We start from the raw sequence: 17,050 nt of genomic DNA on the forward strand, positions 1-17,050 counted from the left end.
ACTAGGCCTGCCTCTGGCATGCGGGCGATCTCCTGCAGCGCTGCAGGAGATCGTTGGGGCTTGCGGTATGTATCCGAGCGGACGGCGGCTTCGTTTCAGAGGGGCGAGTCGTTACGGTGCCGGATTGAAATAGCGCAGATGGAGTGCCTGGACATCCGCCTCCAGCTCCGATGTCCATGCCACCTCGTACGCATCGATGTCTTCGCACAACTGCTCCATGGTGGTGGCGCCGAGGATGGTGGAGGCGACGAACCAGCGGGAGTAGACGAAGGCCAGCGCCAGTTGGGTCGGGGTGAGACCGTGGGCGGCGGCCAGTTCGGCGTAGGCGGCCACCGCCGGTTGCACCGACGGCTTTTCGTAGCGCTGGGCGAAACCCTTGAACAGGGTCACCCGGCCCTTCGCTTCGGGATCGCGCAGGTATTTCGCGGAGAGCAGGCCGAAGGCGAGGGGGGAGTAGGCGAGCAGCGAGACCTGTTCGCGGTAGCCCACCTCCAGCAGGGCGGTCTCGTAGGTGCGGTTGAGCAGGCTGTAGGCGTTCTGCACCGTCGCCACCCGCGGCAGGCCGTGTTCCTCGGCCAGGCGCAGCGCCTGCATCACCCCCCAGGGCCACTCGTTGGAGAGGCCGACGTAGCGGATCTTGCCCTCCTGCACCAGCTCGGAAAGCGCCTCGAAGGTCTCGCGCAGTGGCGTGGCGTCGCGCTCCTTGGCCGGGTCGAAGAGGTAGCCGCCGAACATCGGTACGTTGCGCGCCGGCCAGTGGAGTTGGTAGAGGTCGACGTAGTCGGTCTGCAACCGTTTCAGGGAGTCTTCGATGGCGGCGCGCAGGTTGGTGCGGTCGAAGTCGAGGTTACCGCCGCGGATCCACGGCATGCCGCGGCCGGGGCCGGCGGCCTTGGTGGCGAGGATCACCGAGTCGCGGGGACGATCTTTCAGCCAGTGGCCGATGATGGTCTCGGTGCGGCCGTAGCTCTCGGCGCGCGGCGGGACCGAGTACATCTCGGCGGTATCGATGAAATTGATGCCGCGCTCCACGGCGTGGTCGAGCTGGGCGTGGGCCTCGGCCCGGTCGTTCTGGGTGCCGAAGGTCATGGTGCCGAGGCAGACGGCGGAGACGTTGAGGTCGGTGTGGGGGAGGGTGAGGTAGCGCATGGGGTGGGGCTCCCGGTGGGTGAGTGCAACCGAGGGAGGATAGCAGAGGTGGCGGGTCGGTCGGCGCTGCCGCGCCGACGGGAACGGAGGCACGGCGTTTCGGTTTTTCAGCGCCCTTTCCAAGTGCCGTAGGGCGGATTAGCGCAGCGTAATCCGCCAGGAGCGAAGGCACCTTCGCCGGAATCGGCTTCGATCCGGCGGATTACGCTGCGCTAATCCGCCCTACGTCCAACTTGTTCGGCGTGGTTTGTGGTGGCGTGGGGGCTGCTGCTTCCGTTCGCGTCGGCGCGGTAGCGCCGACCTACTCCTTCGGCAGTCTTCGGGAGAGGCTTTCGAGCATCTTCCACAGCACCACCGGGATCTCGTCGAGGGGGTAGTCGGTGACCTGGAGCAGGCGGGCGGGGGTGACGGCGCGGGCGTGGAGGGTGGGGACGCGGTTGGGAAAGAGGCTCTCTTCGCCGAACCAGTCGCCGGCGGTGAGGGCCTCCACTTCGCTGCCGTCGGGCCGCTCCAGGTGCAGTTCGCCCTCTTCCACCAGGTAGATGGCGCGACGTGGGGCGGGGCCGGCGGTGTCGCCGGGATTCATCTCCAGCGCGGTGGCCTGGGCGGCGATGCGGTTCAGCTGGGCGAAGGCGGTGCGTTCGCCCACCAGACGGTTGCGGCGCAGTGCGGCGACCCGTTCGACCCGGTGGCATAGCGTCTCCACCAGCCCCTCCTTCTCCACCACGAAGCGGAACAGCGCCAGCGGCATGCGCAGCACCACTACCGGGGAGAGGGCGCGCAGGGTGGCCACCGAGGGGGCGTCGTGGATCAGCGCGTACTCGCCGATCAGCGCGCCGGTGGAGAGTTCGTGGCGGATCCCGTCGTCGGCGCGCAGGTATTCGACGGTGCCGGAGATGATCATCTCGGCGTGCTGCGGCTGGCGACCGCGGCGCAGCAGGATGGCGCCGGCGTTGACCTCGGCCAGCGGGGCGTTGAGCAGGGTGTGCAGGTGGTGGTCGGGGACCTCCGGCAGCAGGGAACGCAGATGGTGGAAGGCGTGGCGGCGGCGGTAGTCCTGCTGGCTGGTGATCAGTGCCTCTTCGGTGCCGAAGGTGGCGCTGGAGCCGATCTCCCGCTCGCCGTCGGTGAGCGGGCGGCCGAGGTGGGCGAGCACCAGCCGTTGCGACGGGTCGTCGTAGAAGTCCTCGGCGCGGCCGTGGATCAGGCCGCCGCCGATGTCGAGCTTCTTCAGGTCGGCGTGGCGCTGGTAGTCGGCGAGGATGCGTTCGATGAAGGCGCGGGAGAGCGGTTCGGCGGTGCGCGCCGGATCGCCCATGCGTTCGAGGACCGGTTCGGCGGTGAGGTCCGCCCAGTGGGCGTAGCTGCGGTAGCCGTCGGGGCCCATGGCGTGGAACAGGAACAGGTTGTCCTCCACCGGGTGGGGGCCGTAGAGCGGCATCACCTCCAGGCCGTCGCAGTCGTTCCACTCGTCGAAGGCGAGGTCGCGCACCTCGAAGAACCGTTCGAACAGTCCCTCGTCGAAGCCGGTCAACGCGGCCAGCTTGCGGCTCACCGAGGCGCGCACCAGCGGGGTGGCGAAGTATTTGAGGCGGTGGCCGGCGCGCATCAGGGCGGCCAGTCCCGCGAAGTGGTCGTCGTGGGCGTGGGTGTGGAAGAGTCCCTCCACTTCGCTCAGGTCGATGCCGAGATGGAGCAGGATCTGGTCGATGTTGGGCGGGGCGTCGACCAGATAGCAGTGGCCCTGGAAGTAGAGCACGCTGGACATGCTCGGGCGGTGCATGTCCCAGCCGTCCCCTTCGCCGGTATGGACCACCGAGAAGTAGGCGCGCTCCACCTGGTGATGCTGGAGCGGGTAGGGGAGCTCGTAGCCGACCCCGGGGGGGAGGGTGAGGTCCACTTCGGCCTGTTCGCCGCCGAGGCGGAAGCGGAAGCGGTTGCGGCCGGTGCGTTCGACGCTCAGCCCCTCGCCGAGGTCGGCGGGGGCGCCGTCCTCGACCACCACGGTGTCGAGGAATTCGGCGGGTTCGCGGATCCGGCCGAAGGCGAAGGCGAGTTTGACGCGCATCATCTCGCGGGCGTCCTCCGGCGGGATGCCGGCGGCGCGGATCTCCTCCTCGTCGAGCAGCCCGTAGTTGCCGCGGTGGATGTAGGCGAGCTGGCGTCCGACCTGTTCGCGGGAGCCGATCAGCAGCGGCTTGTGGCCGCGGTTGTTGGGGTGGCCGGGGATCATCATTCCCTGGCGGTAGAGCATCTGCAGCACCGGGAATTCGGCGAGGTTGCCGAGCACGCCGTTCTGGATCGCCAGGTCGGAGAGCAGGATGGCGTTGGGGCCGGTCTCGGTGAGGGTCTCGCCGCGTCGCTCGGGGAGGATCAGGCCGCGCTTGCCGAGGTGTTTCACCACCTCCGCCGGGCAGCCGCAAAGGATCCGCAGATGGGGGCTCTCCAGCCAGTAGACCCCGGTGGTCACCTGGAGCAGGCGTAGCGGATGGTCGCTCATGTCAAGGGGCCTTTCCTCGCTGGAGGCCCGGATCGGACCGTTACGCACACTATAATCAAACTTCCCGGCGAGGACAGGAGCACCGGACTCGACAGCCGCCACGCGACGAGTAATTATCCTGCCCCGTACGGGGCCCGTCCCGGTTTGAAAATCTGTATGAACCGCAGATTTCGCAGATCGACGTCTTCCTGAATCTGCGTCGATCCGCGAATCTGCGGTTGAATCGATTTTTTGGACCCCTTCCCTATCTCCATCCCCATCAGAAGGAGCCGGCCATGGCCGCCGAGGAACCGACCCCGCTCGCCGAGGAGCCGACCCCCGCCGCGCCGGTGGAGGCGCCGAACATTCCCGAGCTGCTGGGCCAGGTGCTGGCCGACCTGAAGAGCGGCGAGGCGGAGGCGATCGCCGAGCGGGTGGAGGAGCTGCACCCGGCGGAGGTGGCCGACCTGCTGGAGTCGCTGCCGCCGAAGGAGCGCCTGGCGGTGTGGGAGGAGATCCCCGAGGCGCGCGATGGCGAGGTGCTGCCCCACCTCGGCGAGGAGGCGCGCGCGGCGATCCTCGACGAGATGGAGCAGGAGGAGCTGGTGGCCGCCGCCGGGATGATGGCGGAGGGGGACCTGGCGCTGGTCCTCGACACCCTGCCGGAGGCGCAGACCGAGCGGCTGTTGCAGGCCCTCGACGAGGATCACCGGGCGCGGGTCGAGCGGGTGCTCAGCTTCGAGGAGGGGAGCGCCGGGCGGTTGATGGTGAGCGACGTGGTCAGTGTGCGTGGCGACGTCACCCTGGCGGTGGTGCTGCGCTGGCTGCGCCGCCACCGCGAACTGCCGCCGCACACCGACGGGCTGATGGTGATCGACGAGGCGGGGCGCTACCTGGGGCGGCTGGCGATGGCCGACGTGGTCACCGGGGATGCCGATTCGCTGGTGGCCGAGGCGATGCAGGCGGGGGCCGACGTGGTGGCCGCCGATCTCGACTGGCGCGAGGTGTCGCGGTTGTTCGAGCGGCGCGACCTGGTGTCGGTGGCGGTGGTCGACGGTGACGGGATGCTGATCGGGCGGATCACCGTCGACGAGGTGGTGGACCTGATCCGCCAGGAGGCCGACGAGCAGATCATGAAGGGGGCCGGCCTGAGCGAGGAGGAGGACCTGTTCGCGCCGATCGTGCCGAGTGCCCGGCGCCGCGCGGTGTGGCTGGGGGTGAACCTGGCGACGGTGTTCCTCGCCTCGTGGGTGATCGGGCGCTTCGAGCATGCGCTGGAGCAGATCGTCGCGCTGGCGGTGTTGCTGCCGGTGGTGGCGAGCATGGGCGGCATCGCCGGCAGCCAGACCCTGGCGCTGACCCTGCGTGGCATGACGTTGGAGCGGATCGCCCGCTCCAACGTCGGCTGGCTGGCGCGCAAGGAGGTGGCGGTGGGGCTGCTCAACGGGGTGGCCTGGGCGGTGGTGGTGGGGCTGGTCGCCTGGGCCTGGTTCGGCGAGCGGGGGATCGGCCTGGTGATCGCCGCGGCGATGGTGCTCAATCTGGTGGCGGCGACCGCCTCCGGGGTGGTGGTGCCATTGACGCTGAAGCGGCTGGGGGTGGATCCGGCGCTGTCGGCGGCGGTGGTGTTGACCACGGTGACCGATGTGGTGGGGTTTCTCAGCTTCCTCGGGCTGGCGACGCTGTTTCTGTTGTGAGGCGGGTGGGGGCGTCGGGCGAGACCGCTCCCGGGCCTTGGTGGCGGTGGGTCTCGGAACGGGCGTCGGCGCGCGCGGCGCGCCCTATAGGGCGGTCTGCGGCCGCTGCGGCGTGTCGGTCGGCACCTGCGTTCGATTCAGCGGTGGGCGCTCAGCCCTCTTCGTCCTTCTTCTTTCCCTTGTCCGGATTACGGTCGGCCTCTTCGAGGGATTCGATGCAGCGGGCGACGTGCGCCTCCTGTTCGGCGGCGGGGACCTGTTCGACGCTGGCCGAGCGGGCGCACCAGCCGGCGTAGGGGGAGTCGGAGTCGGCCGCCTGGGCGGCGACGGCGACCAGCAGCAGGGTCAGGGGAAGCGCTCTCATCGGGGTCGGGCCTCGTGCGGAAAAGCCCCGTTTGTACGGTGACCGTCGCCCCCGTGGACAGCGAATCTTTTTCATTGACTCGAACGAAAACGCTTTACTCCGCCGGGCTGGCGTCGAGCCGCCCTTCGCGGGTCAGCGCGCGGGCCATGCGGATCCAAAGCGGACTGACCAGCAGCGACAGCGAGATCACCGCCAGTGCCAACTGGTAGCCGTTGTCGGTGATCAGCCCGCTCTGGTGGCCCACCGCGGCGAGGACGAAGCTGAACTCGCCGATCTGCGAGAGCACCGCGCCGGCATACAGCCCCTGGCGCCAGGTGTAGCCCAGGAGCCGCAGCAGCAGGGCGTTGATGAAGGTGTTGGTGAGCAGCACCGCGATCACCACCAGCCCCACCTGGAACCAGTGGCCGGCGAGGTAGTGGAGGTTCACCAGCATCCCCACCGAGAGGAAGAAGAGCGCCAGGAACAGTACCCGGAAGGGGTCGAGGGCGTGGTGCACCCAGCGGGTCTCGCGGGCGGCGGCCACCAGCATGCCGGCGGCGAAGGCGCCGAGCGCGGTGGAGAGGCCGAGCAGTCCGCTGATCAGGGCGAAGCCGAAGCAGATGCCGAGCGCGGCGAAGATCTGGATCTCGTGGTCGAGGCGCAGCCATCGGGCGAAGGGCAGGTGGACCGTCTCGCGGCGCACGATCCAGCCGAGCAGGGCGAGGAACAGGGCGCCGCCGATCAGCTGCATCGCCACCTCGCCGGGGTGGATCTCGCCGCCGCCCATCAGCGCGATGACGATCAGCATCGGGATCACGATCAGGTCCTGGGCGAGCAGGATGCCGATGATGTCCTGCCCCTCGCGGCTCTCCACCTCGCCGCTCTCCTGCAGCAGTTTGATCACCACCGCGGTGCTGCTCAGGCTGATCACGAAACCGATCAGTACGATGCGCCCGGCGCTCCAGTCGAGCCAGCTGCCGATCAGCGCCACGCTGGCGACGCTCAACACCACTTGCAGCAGGGTGCCGCCGACGGCGATCCGCCAGCCGGCGATGAGGCGCTTGGGCACCACCTCCATGCCGACGAAGAAGAGCAGCAGCACCACGCCGAGGGCGCCGATGCGGGCGACCAGATCGGCGTCCTCGATCAGCGCCAGGCCGAAGGGTCCGAGGATCACGCCGGCCAGCAGGTAGCCGACGACGTGGGGCTGGCGCAGCCGGCGCAGGATCAGCCCGACCAGGAACAGTCCCAGCAGGGTGGCGACGGCGGCGGGCATGGCGGGGTCCATGTGCATGGTTATTCGAGCAGCGCCTCGTAGCGCCGCAGCAGCTGGCGCGAGCGCTCCAGCTCGGCGTGCCAGCGCGGGTCGTCGGGCAGGGTCAGCGGCGGGCGGGTCTGCAGCGAGCTGACCGGGGCGGCGGTCGGGGTCGCGGTCGTGAGCATGCGCAGGCGTTCGGGGCGGGCGCCGTAGGCGCGGTGCAGGAAGTCGATCGCCCCCTCGCTCAGCTCCACCCGGTAGACGGTGACCAGGGTGGCGGCGAGCCGCTCGGCGGCGGCGGCGAGGTCGTCCTCCACCTCCGCCGCGGCGGCGGCGCCCCAGGCGGCCTTGGTCCGCGCGCTCAGGGTGGTCTCCAGGCCGAGCAGGTTGCTGGCGCTGCTGGCGTCGATGGCGCGCTGGATCTCCGGCCGGCTGATGTCGACGAACGGCTGCAGCGCGGAGGCCACCTCCATCGCCAAACCCTTGGCGATGGAGGGGGTGAGGGGGCGGTCGTGATCGCCGTGGCGGTAGACGATGCGGTCTCCGCGGCTGCGGATGCCGCGGGCGCGGAACAGGGCGACGATCGCCCGGGCCAGCTCCAGGCGCGCCTCGTCGTCCAGTCCGATCCGCCGCTCCACCACCTGGAGGCCGCGCCGTCGCGGGGCGGGGGCCACCACCTCGCGGGAGGTGTGGGGCTCCAGGGTGCGTCCCCACTTGTCGATGGTGTGGAGGAACACCGCGTGGCGCCGGCCGGCCTGCTTGGCGGCGCGCAGCATCGCCTCGTAGAGTTCGAGGGCGTCGCGCAGGGTGGCCAGCGAGCGGCGCAGCCGCGCCCGCTCGTCGCCGCCGCTGAAGGAGAGGCGCAGGCCGAGCCGGCGGACGGTGGCGTTGAGCTCGCCGATTCCCGCCTGGGCGCGCAGCAGCAGGGCGGTGGCGTCGAGGCCGCGGGCCGCCGCCTCGACCTCCGCCTCGTCGCTGTCGCCGAGCAGTGCCACCAGCGCCTTCAGCCGGCTGAGCACGGTGGCGTTGGCGATGCGGTAGAGGTTGCGCCGCCGCTCCAACTGGTCGGTGGCTTGGGCCAGCTCCCAGCGGCCGCGGTAGGTGAAGAGCAGCATCGGGATGTGCCGGCCGTTGATCAGCTCGCAGGCGAGCACCAGCATCTCTTCGGCGTCGAGCAGGGTCATCAGCCGCTCCTCCTCCTGCTCCATGGCGGAGAGGGTGCGCTCGATGAAGTTGCTGTCGCGGGGGACCCCTTCGTTGAAGGAAGGGGCGTGGCCGTTGAGCCGCTGGCGCAGCAGGGCGGCCACCTGGGGGGCCCACTCGGCGAGTGCGGCGATCACCGGCTGGGCCGCCTCGCGCGCCTCCTCGGCCAGCTCCCGCACCCGGCTGTGGAGGCCGGCCTGGCGGTAGATGTCGATCTTCGCCGCCTGTTCGGCCAGCGCGCGGCCCGCCCCCAGGTCCTCCACGGCGAGCGCCAGCGCCTCGCTGTCCAGATCCACCCGCTGGAGCAGCAGCCCCACTGCCTCCAGCCGGCGCACCTGCGGCTCCAGGCTCTCCAGGTGGAGGTCGCGCACCGCGGCGATCAGGTCGGGGAGACGGTCGACCACCTCCAGCAGCGCCTCCTCGGCCGCCTTGCGTCGCTCGCCGTAGGTGGCGCGGGTGAAGATGCCGGCGGCCAGGCCGACCACCCCGGAGACCACGGTGTAGTAGAAGAAGAACTGGAGGTTCTCGAAGGGGGCGAACCGGCCGTAGCCCAGGTAGTAGCCGAGGGAGGCGGCGAGGAAGGTGGCGGGGCCGGCGGTCCAGGCGAGTTTCAGCAGGGTGACCTGCCACGGCTCGGCGCGGGCGGCGCCGGCGATTCGGTCGAGCCACTCCGGGCCGTCGCGGTGGAGGGAGACCGAGGAGTCGGGGGTGGGCGAGGGGCGGCGCATCGGGGGGATTGTAGGGGGCGATCGGCGGGTTTTCACCCCACCGGCGATAGGGTGGGCGGAGGAGCCGCTTTTCGTAGATAATCGCCCGCCACTGGGAATCGTTTCCAGTCCATCCCTTATTCAGGAGTCCTCACCCCATGAAAAGCGTCCGTATCCTCGTTGCTGCGCTGTTCTCCGCCTCGCTGCTCGCCGCGCCGGCCCATGCCGACCGCCGCGTCGTCAATGGCCAGCCCGCCTCCACCACCACCTATCCGTGGATGGTCTCGCTGACCATCGGCGGCGCCGAGGGGGTGGGCTCCTTCGGCTGCGGCGGCAGCCTGATCTCCTCCACCTGGGTGCTCACCGCCGCCCACTGCTTCCTCAATGCCGACAACACCGCCGTGGATACCGCGCTCGCCGCCACCACCACGGCGCTGCTGAAGAGCGACGACATCGCGACCGTGGCCGCGGACGCGATTCAGCGCAGCGCCAGCCGGGTGGTGGTCCATCCCCAGTACGACCACGCCACCAACGACTACGACATCGCCCTGGTGGAGCTGAGCGCCGCGGTGGACGGGGTGATCCCGGTGACCCTGCACGGCGACGGCCAGCCGGCGCTGAGTGCCGGCACCGCCGCCATCGTCATGGGCTGGGGACTGACCAGCGACGGCGGAGAGGGTTCCGATACCCTGCTCCAGGCGAGCCAGCAGATCGTCGACAGCGACAGCTGCTCCACCGCCTATGGGGGCGGCATCACCGGCAACATGGTCTGCGCCAACGGCCTCAACGCCACCGACACCTCCGACACCTGTCAGGGGGACAGCGGCGGGCCGATGGTGATCGTCCATCAGGGTGACTACGTCCAGGTGGGGATCAGCAGCTTCGGCGCCTCCTGTGGCGACCCCGCCACCCCGGGGGTCTATGCGCGGGTCTCCGCGCTGGCCGACTTCATCCGCCAGTACGTGAGCGACGCCCGCTTCTCCAGCGGCGTCGAGGCGACCACCTCCGCCTGCGCCGCGCCGACCCTCGACGGGTCGCTGAACCTGACCATCCCCTGCCTGCAGTACGGCGACAACCAGTACCAGGCGACCCTCAGCGCTTCCACCTCGCCGTCGCTGCAGTGGCAGCTGAGCGCTGTTTCCGCCTCCAGTTGCACGCCGTCGTCGGCGGTCTGCGCCAGCGCCGACAGCCAGCTCAACCTGACCATCCCGGGCGTGCTCATCGGGGGGGCCGCATACCGGGCGGAGCTCGGCTACGCCGGTGCCGAACCCCTCCGTTGGAACTACCGCAGCCATACGGCGGAGTAGACGGCGCGCAGAAGGCGCTATCGGAGGCGTTCCGCGGCGGCTATGGTGTAGGTATCCGCATGCGGACGGGGGCCTCCGATGGAGCCTGCATTTTCCCGGGTGACGGACGGGCGGGCGTCGGTTTCAGGTGACGGATGGATGGGTTGAATGTCGGGTGTGACGAGACGGATGGTTCTGGCCGCGGTGCTGATGGTTCCGCTGGTTGGCTTGTGCGTTGGGGATGAGCCATACCGGGTCGGTGTCATCCCGCAGTTCAACCACGATGAGACCGTCGCCACCTGGGAACCGGTGCTGGAGGAGTTGGCGCGGCGCACCGGCCTCGCCTTCACCCTGGCGCCGAGCACGGGGATCCCGCAGTTCGACCGTCAGGTAGTGGAGGGGCGGTTCGACTTCGCCTACATGAACCCCTATCAGTTCATCACCGTGATGGATCGCGACGGCTACCACGCGCTGGTGCGCGACGGCGGGCGCGAACTCCACGGCATCCTGGTGGTGCCCACCAACAGTCCGATCCGCTCGGTCGAGGAGCTGGAGGGGAAGACCGTCGCCTTCCCGTCGCGGCGGGCGCTGGCCGCCTCGCTGTTGATGCGCGCAGACCTCGACAACCTCCTCAACGTCCACGTCCGCCCGGTCTACGTGCGCAGCCATTCCGCGGTCTACGACAGCGTGCTGCTCGGCTACGCCGCCGCGGGCAGTGGGGTGCTCTCCACCCTGCGTCGGCAGGGGCCGCGCGCCCAGCAGGTGCTGCGGGTGCTCTACGAGACCCGCGGCCTGCCGCCGCACCCGTTCGCCGCCCACCCGCGCGTGCCGGAAGCGGATCGCGAGGCGGTGCGCAGGGCCCTGGTGGCGATGGCGATGACCCGGGAGGGGAAGGCGCTGTTGGCGCGGATCCCCATCGAGCAGGCGATCAGCGCCTCCAACGACGACTACCGGCCGCTGGTGGAGTGGGGGTTGCGGCGCTATTTCCGTGAGGAAGAGGTTCCGAGCCGGGAGATGGATGAGGAGGGGGCGGGGGATGTCGCCGGCCAGTGAACTCCGCGAGAATGGAGGCCGCGCCGAGTCAGTGGGACGTGATCAGTGGGACGTCTGGCCCAGCTTCGCGTGCCAGTCCTGGTTCTGGTTGGAGATCACCACCTCGCAGGCATCGACCAGTTTGCAGATCTCTTCAGCCTTGGGTTCGTCCTCCCCGTGGTGGTCGAGCCATTCGTCTCGCAGATTCTGCAACTGGTCGGCGGTGGCGCGGTAGGCGATCTCCAGGTATTCGTGCCGCCCCGCGGCGAGGTGCGCCAGCAGGGCGGCGGCGATGGTCGACGCCACGGCGATCCACGGGCCCAAGGTGGGGATGTCGAGTACCGCGTTGGCGCTGCCGCAGGCGGTTCCAACCAGCATCAGCACGAGATGCGCCAGTTTGAACCGCTTGGCGGTTTCTCGGTGATCGCTGGCCTTTGGCCGGTAGTAGCGTTCGATCTGCTGACTTACCCGCTGGTTCAGGTAGTCGGTGGGGGTGAGGTCGTGGAGGATCGCTCGTGCCGGGAGTTCATCCGTTCGCGGTTCAACCGAAATATCCTTCACGGAATCCAGGACTGCCTTTTGTCTCTTACTGAGATGTTCCTCTCTCCCTTCTCCCCTGCAGGTCAGAAAACGGAAGATTTCCGACTTGATTGCTTCCGAGGCGGAGCGTGCGCGCAACCATGCGTGGAGGTGTTGGCTGTCCAGTTTGAGGCCGGCGACCACCGGCGATAGCGCGGCGGCCACTGCGGCGGCTACGCTCAGGGCCGCGGTGGTGAACTGCGCGCTCAGCACGCCCAGTGCCGCGGCGACCACGGTCAGCACCAGCACCACCAGGCGCCAGCGGTCGTACTCCCGCTTCAGTCCGTTGGCGGTCTCCGACCACTGCATCTGCAGCTTCCAGGCGGTCTTCAAGGTTTCGGGGGTCATCTCTGTGTTCACCCCAAAATGCTCATCAGTTCAGTGACGTCCGGTTTGTCGGGTAGCGCTTCGGCGATACTCGACAGGCCACGCAGGATGGATTCCTTCTCTCCCGCCGAAGGGTGGGCATGGCGAACCGCATCGAGCGCTTGGCGGGTTTGGTCGGTGATGCCGTGCACCGCCAGCAGCGCATTGGCTTTGGTAGCCAGTGCCCAGACGTTCTTTTCGTTGAGCCGGGAGACGATGTCGGCGGCCTGCTGAAAATACTCCCGCGCCGACTCATGTTCGCCGGCGGCGAGAAAGGCCTCGCCGGCCAGGTTGGCGAGATAATAGGAGTCCGGGTTGAAGCGGAGGGCACCCTTGAAGACCTCACCCGCATCGCGGTGGAGTCCGTTCTCCCGAAGCCATCGCCCCTCCAGTGCCGCGCATTCCGAGTTTCTCGATTTGGCCTGGGGGTCCAGTTCGTTGATCCGCTTGATGATGTTCCACGCCTCGTCCGAGTCACGGTCGTCCAGGTAGGCCTTGCCGAGCATCCGCAACACGTAGATGTCCCGGGGGGCCAGCCGACGAGCGAGCTTCAATTGGGCAATGGCCTGTTTGGTGTTGCGGGCCTTGAGGTAGATCTCGCCGAGACGGGCGTGGATGCGCAGGTCGATGGCCTGCGGTTCTCCCTCTTCCAAGCCGAAGGTGATGTCCATCCAGCGGTGGAGCTGTTCCACCTCGGACATCCGGTCGGCCTCGGCGATCTGGTCCAGGCGGTGGCGCCACTCCTCGACCACGTTGCCGGTAGGTAGTGCGGGGGCATTGAGCAGGGAGTGATCGACCGCTTTGAGATAGTTTGCGACGGCGGTGTCCAGATTGGATGTGGCGGCCCACATGGCATCACCCGCCAATGCACCGCTTTGGATAAGGCTGGTAGTCGTCTCTCGCAGCAGACGGGTGATGTCGTTTCTGTCGTCGCCGTTGAGGTATTGCGTCTTGGAGTCCCGGATTGGAGAAGGAATTTCGTCCGTGCGCAGTTGGTAGACCAGAGGTCGGACCTTGTTGACCCCTTTCTCTCCCTGCGCCACGGCGGCGCCGTAGACCGCGCCAGACTCCCACATGATCCAGGGCTTTTGTACCGAGTTGGGCGTGACCAGGATCAGGGCGATATCACAGCTATTTACTTGATTGACGATCCATTGGAACCAGTCGGCGCCGCTGGGGATGCCTCCCTCCATCGTGTTGCTGGTGGAGTAGTTGACACTGAGCAGCCCACCAAACACATCGCGAATGGCCTCACTCAGCGCGTCCGCAATGGGGGTGTCTCGGTGGGTAAGGCTGATGAATATCTGGTGTGCCATGGCGTCCATGCCCGGAGAAGAGGCCGGCAGGCAGTATATCCCATAGTACGTGAGCTGTGGAAAGAGGGGACGTTGTAACGGGTCAGGAAGCGGCGATCGTGTCGAGCAGCCAGTCGATCGCCCGCAGACGATCCTCGCGCCCCTCCATCGGGCCGAAGAAGCGCAGCTTCTCCTGGCCATCCAGCTTGTACTGCGCCGGCTGCGACTGGATCAAGCGGATCAGCTTCGCCGGGTCGATGGCCGGCTCGGCCTCGAACAGCAGCCGCCCCCCCTGCGGCCCTGCATCGATCTTCGTGATCCCCATCGGGGTCGCCTTCAGCTTCAGCTCGGTCACCGCGAAGAGGTTCTTGGTCTGCTCGGGGAGCAGGCCGAAGCGGTCGATCATCTCCACCTGCAACTCCTTCAGCGCCTCCAGGCTCTCGGCGTTGGCGATGCGCTTGTAGAGGATCAGCCGGGTGTGCACATCGGGCAGGTAGTCGTCGGGGATCAGCGCGGGGATGCCGAGATCGATCTCGGTGCCGTGGTGCAGCGGCTTCTCCAGCTCCGGGGTCCGGCCCGATTTGAGCGCCTTCACCGCCCGCTCCAGCAGTTCGGTGTAGAGAGAGAAGCCGATCTCGTGAATCTGGCCGCTCTGCTCGTCGCCGAGCAGCTCGCCGGCGCCGCGGATCTCCAGGTCGTGGGAGGCGAGCATGAAGCCGGCGCCGAGGTCCTCCAGGGACTCGATCGCCTCCAGCCTTTTGGCCGCATCGGCGGTGATCGAGCGCTTGTCGGGCACCACCAGGTAGGCGTAGGCGCGGTGGTGGGAGCGGCCGACGCGGCCGCGCATCTGGTGCAGCTGGGCCAGGCCGAAGCGGTCGGCGCGGTTGATGATGATGGTGTTGGCGGTGGGCACGTCGATGCCCGACTCGATGATCGTGGTGGCCACCAGGATGTTGAAACGCTGGTGGTAGAAGTCGAGCATTACCCGTTCGAGTTCCTGCTCACGCATCTGGCCGTGGGCGATGCGGATCGAGGCGTCGGGGACGATCTCGCCCAGCTCGCGGGCCACCTTCTCGATGTCCTCCACCTTGTTGTGGACGAAGTAGACCTGGCCGCCGCGCTTGATCTCGCGCAGACACGCCTCGTTGATCAGCGCCCTGTTCCACTCGCCGATGAAGGTCTTCACCGCCAGCCGCTTGGCCGGCGGGGTGGCGATGATCGAGAGATCGCGCATACCGGCCATCGCCATGTTCAGCGTGCGCGGGATCGGCGTGGCGGTCAGCGTGAGGATGTCCACCTCGGCGCGCAGCTTCTTCAACTCCTCCTTCTGACGCACGCCGAAGCGGTGCTCCTCGTCGATGATCACCAGCCCGAGGTTCTTGAACTTGACCTCCTTGCTGAGCAGCTTGTGGGTGCCGATCACCACGTCGACGGTGCCGTCGGCGAGCCCGGCGATCGCTTTGTCCTGGGACTTCTTGCCGCCGAAGCGGGAGAGGGATTCGATGCGGATCGGCCAGTCGGCGAAGCGGTCGCTGAAGTTCTGGAAGTGCTGGTTGGCGAGCAGCGTGGTGGGCACCAGCATCGCCACCTGCTTGCCGGAGTTGGCGGCGGCGAAGGCCGCGCGCATCGCCACCTCGGTCTTGCCGAAACCGACGTCGCCGCAGACCACCCGGTCCATCGGTTTCGGTGCGGCCAGATCGGCGAGCACCGCCTCGATGGCGCTGCCCTGGTCCTCGGTCTCCTCGAAGGGGAAGGCGGCCGCGAACTGGGCCAGCTCGTCGGCGGCCGGTTCCATCGATGTGCCGACGCGGGCGGCGCGGCGGGCGTAGAGGTCGAGCAGTTCGGCGGCGACGTCGCGGATTCGCTCGGCGGCCTTCTTCTTGGCCTTCGCCCACTGCTCGGTGCCCAGCTTGTGCAGCGGCGCCTGCTCCGGGTCGGCGCCGGTGTAGCGGCTGATCAGGTGGAGCGAGGAGACCGGCACGTAGAGCTTGTCGCTGCCGGCGTACTCCAGGGTGAGGTACTCGTTGACCATGCCGCCGGCGTCGATGGTCTGTAGCCCCAGGTAGCGGCCGACGCCGTGGTCCTCGTGGACCACCGGGGCGCCGACGGCCAGCTCGGTGAGGTCGCGCACCACCGCCTCGCCGTCGCGCCCGCGCGCCTTGCGCCGGCGGCGCTGCATCGCCCGCTCGCCGAACAGCTGCGACTCGGCGATCACCGCCAGCTCCTCGGTGACCAGCCCGCGCTCCAGCGGGGCGATGGTGATCGCCAGCCGCGCCTGGCCCGCGGCGAAGGCCGCCCAGTCCTCCACCGCCGTCGGCTTCAGCCCGTTGCTCCCCAGCAGCTCCAGCAGCGCTTCGCGCCGCCCGGCCGACTCGGCGGCGAACAGCACCCGCCCCGCGAACCCCTCGATGAAGTCGAGCAGCGCCCCCGCCGGCCGCGTCGCCCGCGCCTGCAAGGTCAGCTCCGTCGGTGCGCGGGTGGCGTAGTTCTCCCCGTCGCGCTCGATCTCCGGCCCCTGCCACTCCACCGCCGGAAAGCCGTTCCACCGCTCCACCAGCTCGTCCGCCCCGAGATAGAGCTTCGCCGGCTCCAACAACGGCCGCTCCAGGTCGTAGCGGTGTTGTTCAAATCGAGACTCGACCTGTTTCAGAAATTCCTCCGCAGCACGAATGACCTGCTCGGAACGCGCCACCAGCGCGTTCCGAGGAAGATAGTCGTAGAGGGTGTCGGTGGTCTCGAAGAAGAGCGGCAGGTAGTACTCGATGCCGGCCGGGGCGCGCGCCTCGCTCACCTCGCGGTAGATCGGCGACCGCTTCGGGTCCCCCTCGAAGGCGGTGCGGTAGGCGGTGCGGAAGCGGGTGGTGCCCGCCTCGTCGAGGGGGAACTCGCGCGCCGGCAGCAGGCGGATGGAGTCCACCGCCTCCAGGGTGCGCTGGTTCTCCGGATCGAAGGTGCGGATCGACTCCACCTCCTCGTCGAACAGGTCGACCCGGAAGGGCAGCGGCGAGCCCATCGGGTAGAGGTCGAGCAGCGAGCCGCGCACCGCGAACTCGCCGTGCTCCACCACCTGGGAGACGCACTGATAGCCGGCCCGCTCCAACCGCGCGCGCATCTCGTCGAGGTCGATCCGGTCGCCCCGGTCGAGGAGCAGACTGTGGGCCTCCAGGAAGCTGCGCGGGGCGACCCGCTGCATCAGCGTCGCCACCGGCACGATGAGGATGCCGCGCTCCAGCGACGGCAGCCGGTAGAGGGCGGCGAGGCGTTGGGAGATGATGTCCTGGTGGGGGGAGAAGTGGTCGTAGGGCAGCGTCTCCCAGTCGGGGAAGATCAGCACCGGCAGCCGCTCGCCGAGGTAGAAGCGCAGTTCGCTCTCCAGCCGATAGGCCTGCGCCATGTCGGCGGTGACCGCCACCAGCGGCCCGCCGTGGGCACGTGCCGCCTCGGCCAGCACCAGCCCCGGCGAGGAGCCGTAGAGCCGTCCCCAGCGTTTCAGGGTTCCGGCGGTGTTGGGGAGTGAAGGGTGGAACGGGTTGCGGTAGTCCGTGGTCATGGCGTGGCGGGTGGGTCGGTTGGCGGAGGGGCGCTATTGTACGGGGTTCGGAAGGCGTTTTTTACTCGCTCGTGATCGCTTCATTCGGAGTGGAGGAATTCACCAT

General features: G+C 68.6%; 11 protein-coding genes. 3 read left to right on the plus strand and 8 right to left on the minus strand.

Annotated elements, in window-relative coordinates:
- Positions 1 to 111: 111 nt before the first annotated feature.
- Entirely contained in the window at positions 112 to 1,149 is a 1,038-nt protein-coding gene (locus ACYQ2W_RS04920) for an aldo/keto reductase (protein ID WP_459863821.1), read from the minus strand.
- A 301-nt stretch (positions 1,150 to 1,450) separates the two neighbouring features.
- Positions 1,451 to 3,649, minus strand: a complete 2,199-nt coding sequence (locus tag ACYQ2W_RS04925) for a cyclic nucleotide-binding domain-containing protein (protein WP_459863823.1) — start codon at positions 3,647 to 3,649, stop codon at positions 1,451 to 1,453.
- Positions 3,650 to 3,924: 275 nt separating this feature from the next.
- On the opposite strand from ACYQ2W_RS04925, the gene mgtE reads away from it, so the two are divergent.
- Positions 3,925 to 5,325, plus strand: a complete 1,401-nt coding sequence (mgtE, locus tag ACYQ2W_RS04930; protein ID WP_459863825.1) for a magnesium transporter — start codon at positions 3,925 to 3,927, stop codon at positions 5,323 to 5,325.
- Positions 5,326 to 5,476: 151 nt separating this feature from the next.
- On the opposite strand, the gene ACYQ2W_RS04935 is transcribed toward mgtE, so the two are convergent.
- The 3 genes from ACYQ2W_RS04935 to ACYQ2W_RS04945 form a co-directional block, all read right to left on the minus strand.
- A complete protein-coding gene (locus tag ACYQ2W_RS04935) occupies positions 5,477 to 5,689 on the minus strand; it encodes a hypothetical protein (RefSeq protein WP_459863827.1) in 213 nt (70 codons plus the stop codon).
- Positions 5,690 to 5,783: 94 nt separating this feature from the next.
- Positions 5,784 to 6,962: a cation:proton antiporter gene (locus ACYQ2W_RS04940; RefSeq protein WP_459863829.1), complete on the minus strand. Its 1,179-nt coding sequence runs from the start codon at positions 6,960 to 6,962 to the stop codon at positions 5,784 to 5,786.
- 2 nt (positions 6,963 to 6,964) lie between these two features.
- Positions 6,965 to 8,857, minus strand: a complete 1,893-nt coding sequence (locus ACYQ2W_RS04945) for a hypothetical protein (RefSeq protein ID WP_459863831.1) — start codon at positions 8,855 to 8,857, stop codon at positions 6,965 to 6,967.
- Positions 8,858 to 8,994: 137 nt separating this feature from the next.
- Here ACYQ2W_RS04945 and ACYQ2W_RS04950 point away from each other — a divergent pair, with 137 nt between their 5' ends.
- Positions 8,995 to 10,143 (plus strand): serine protease, encoded by a 1,149-nt coding sequence (locus ACYQ2W_RS04950; protein WP_459863833.1) that lies wholly within the window; start codon positions 8,995 to 8,997, stop codon positions 10,141 to 10,143.
- 168 nt (positions 10,144 to 10,311) lie between these two features.
- Positions 10,312 to 11,175 carry a phosphate/phosphite/phosphonate ABC transporter substrate-binding protein gene (locus tag ACYQ2W_RS04955; protein ID WP_459863835.1) on the plus strand — a complete coding sequence of 288 codons (864 nt, stop codon included), beginning with the start codon at positions 10,312 to 10,314 and terminating at the stop codon, positions 11,173 to 11,175.
- A 42-nt stretch (positions 11,176 to 11,217) separates the two neighbouring features.
- Here ACYQ2W_RS04955 and ACYQ2W_RS04960 read toward each other — a convergent pair whose 3' ends face one another.
- The 3 genes from ACYQ2W_RS04960 to mfd all read right to left on the minus strand — a co-directional run bounded on the left by ACYQ2W_RS04960 (position 11,218) and on the right by mfd (position 16,944).
- Positions 11,218 to 12,081 carry a DUF4231 domain-containing protein gene (locus ACYQ2W_RS04960; protein ID WP_459863837.1) on the minus strand — a complete coding sequence of 288 codons (864 nt, stop codon included), beginning with the start codon at positions 12,079 to 12,081 and terminating at the stop codon, positions 11,218 to 11,220.
- Between the two features lie 8 nt (positions 12,082 to 12,089).
- Entirely contained in the window at positions 12,090 to 13,415 is a 1,326-nt protein-coding gene (locus ACYQ2W_RS04965; RefSeq protein WP_459863839.1) for a TIR domain-containing protein, read from the minus strand.
- 82 nt (positions 13,416 to 13,497) lie between these two features.
- On the minus strand, positions 13,498 to 16,944 hold the full coding sequence (mfd, locus tag ACYQ2W_RS04970) for a transcription-repair coupling factor (RefSeq protein ID WP_459863841.1): 3,447 nt from the start codon (positions 16,942 to 16,944) through the stop codon (positions 13,498 to 13,500).
- Positions 16,945 to 17,050 lie beyond the last annotated feature (106 nt).

The sequence above is a fragment of the Endothiovibrio diazotrophicus genome (genome assembly GCF_054657215.1).

Coding starts and splice junctions, on each gene's coding strand:
- ACYQ2W_RS04920 (WP_459863821.1), bottom strand. CDS start 1,149: ATGCGCTACCTCACCCTCCCCCACACCGACCTCAACGTCTCCGCCGTC.
- ACYQ2W_RS04925 (WP_459863823.1), bottom strand. CDS start 3,649: ATGAGCGACCATCCGCTACGCCTGCTCCAGGTGACCACCGGGGTCTAC.
- mgtE (WP_459863825.1), top strand. CDS start 3,925: ATGGCCGCCGAGGAACCGACCCCGCTCGCCGAGGAGCCGACCCCCGCC.
- ACYQ2W_RS04935 (WP_459863827.1), bottom strand. CDS start 5,689: ATGAGAGCGCTTCCCCTGACCCTGCTGCTGGTCGCCGTCGCCGCCCAG.
- ACYQ2W_RS04940 (WP_459863829.1), bottom strand. CDS start 6,962: ATGCACATGGACCCCGCCATGCCCGCCGCCGTCGCCACCCTGCTGGGA.
- ACYQ2W_RS04945 (WP_459863831.1), bottom strand. CDS start 8,857: ATGCGCCGCCCCTCGCCCACCCCCGACTCCTCGGTCTCCCTCCACCGC.
- ACYQ2W_RS04950 (WP_459863833.1), top strand. CDS start 8,995: ATGAAAAGCGTCCGTATCCTCGTTGCTGCGCTGTTCTCCGCCTCGCTG.
- ACYQ2W_RS04955 (WP_459863835.1), top strand. CDS start 10,312: ATGGTTCTGGCCGCGGTGCTGATGGTTCCGCTGGTTGGCTTGTGCGTT.
- ACYQ2W_RS04960 (WP_459863837.1), bottom strand. CDS start 12,081: ATGACCCCCGAAACCTTGAAGACCGCCTGGAAGCTGCAGATGCAGTGG.
- ACYQ2W_RS04965 (WP_459863839.1), bottom strand. CDS start 13,415: ATGGCACACCAGATATTCATCAGCCTTACCCACCGAGACACCCCCATT.
- mfd (WP_459863841.1), bottom strand. CDS start 16,944: ATGACCACGGACTACCGCAACCCGTTCCACCCTTCACTCCCCAACACC.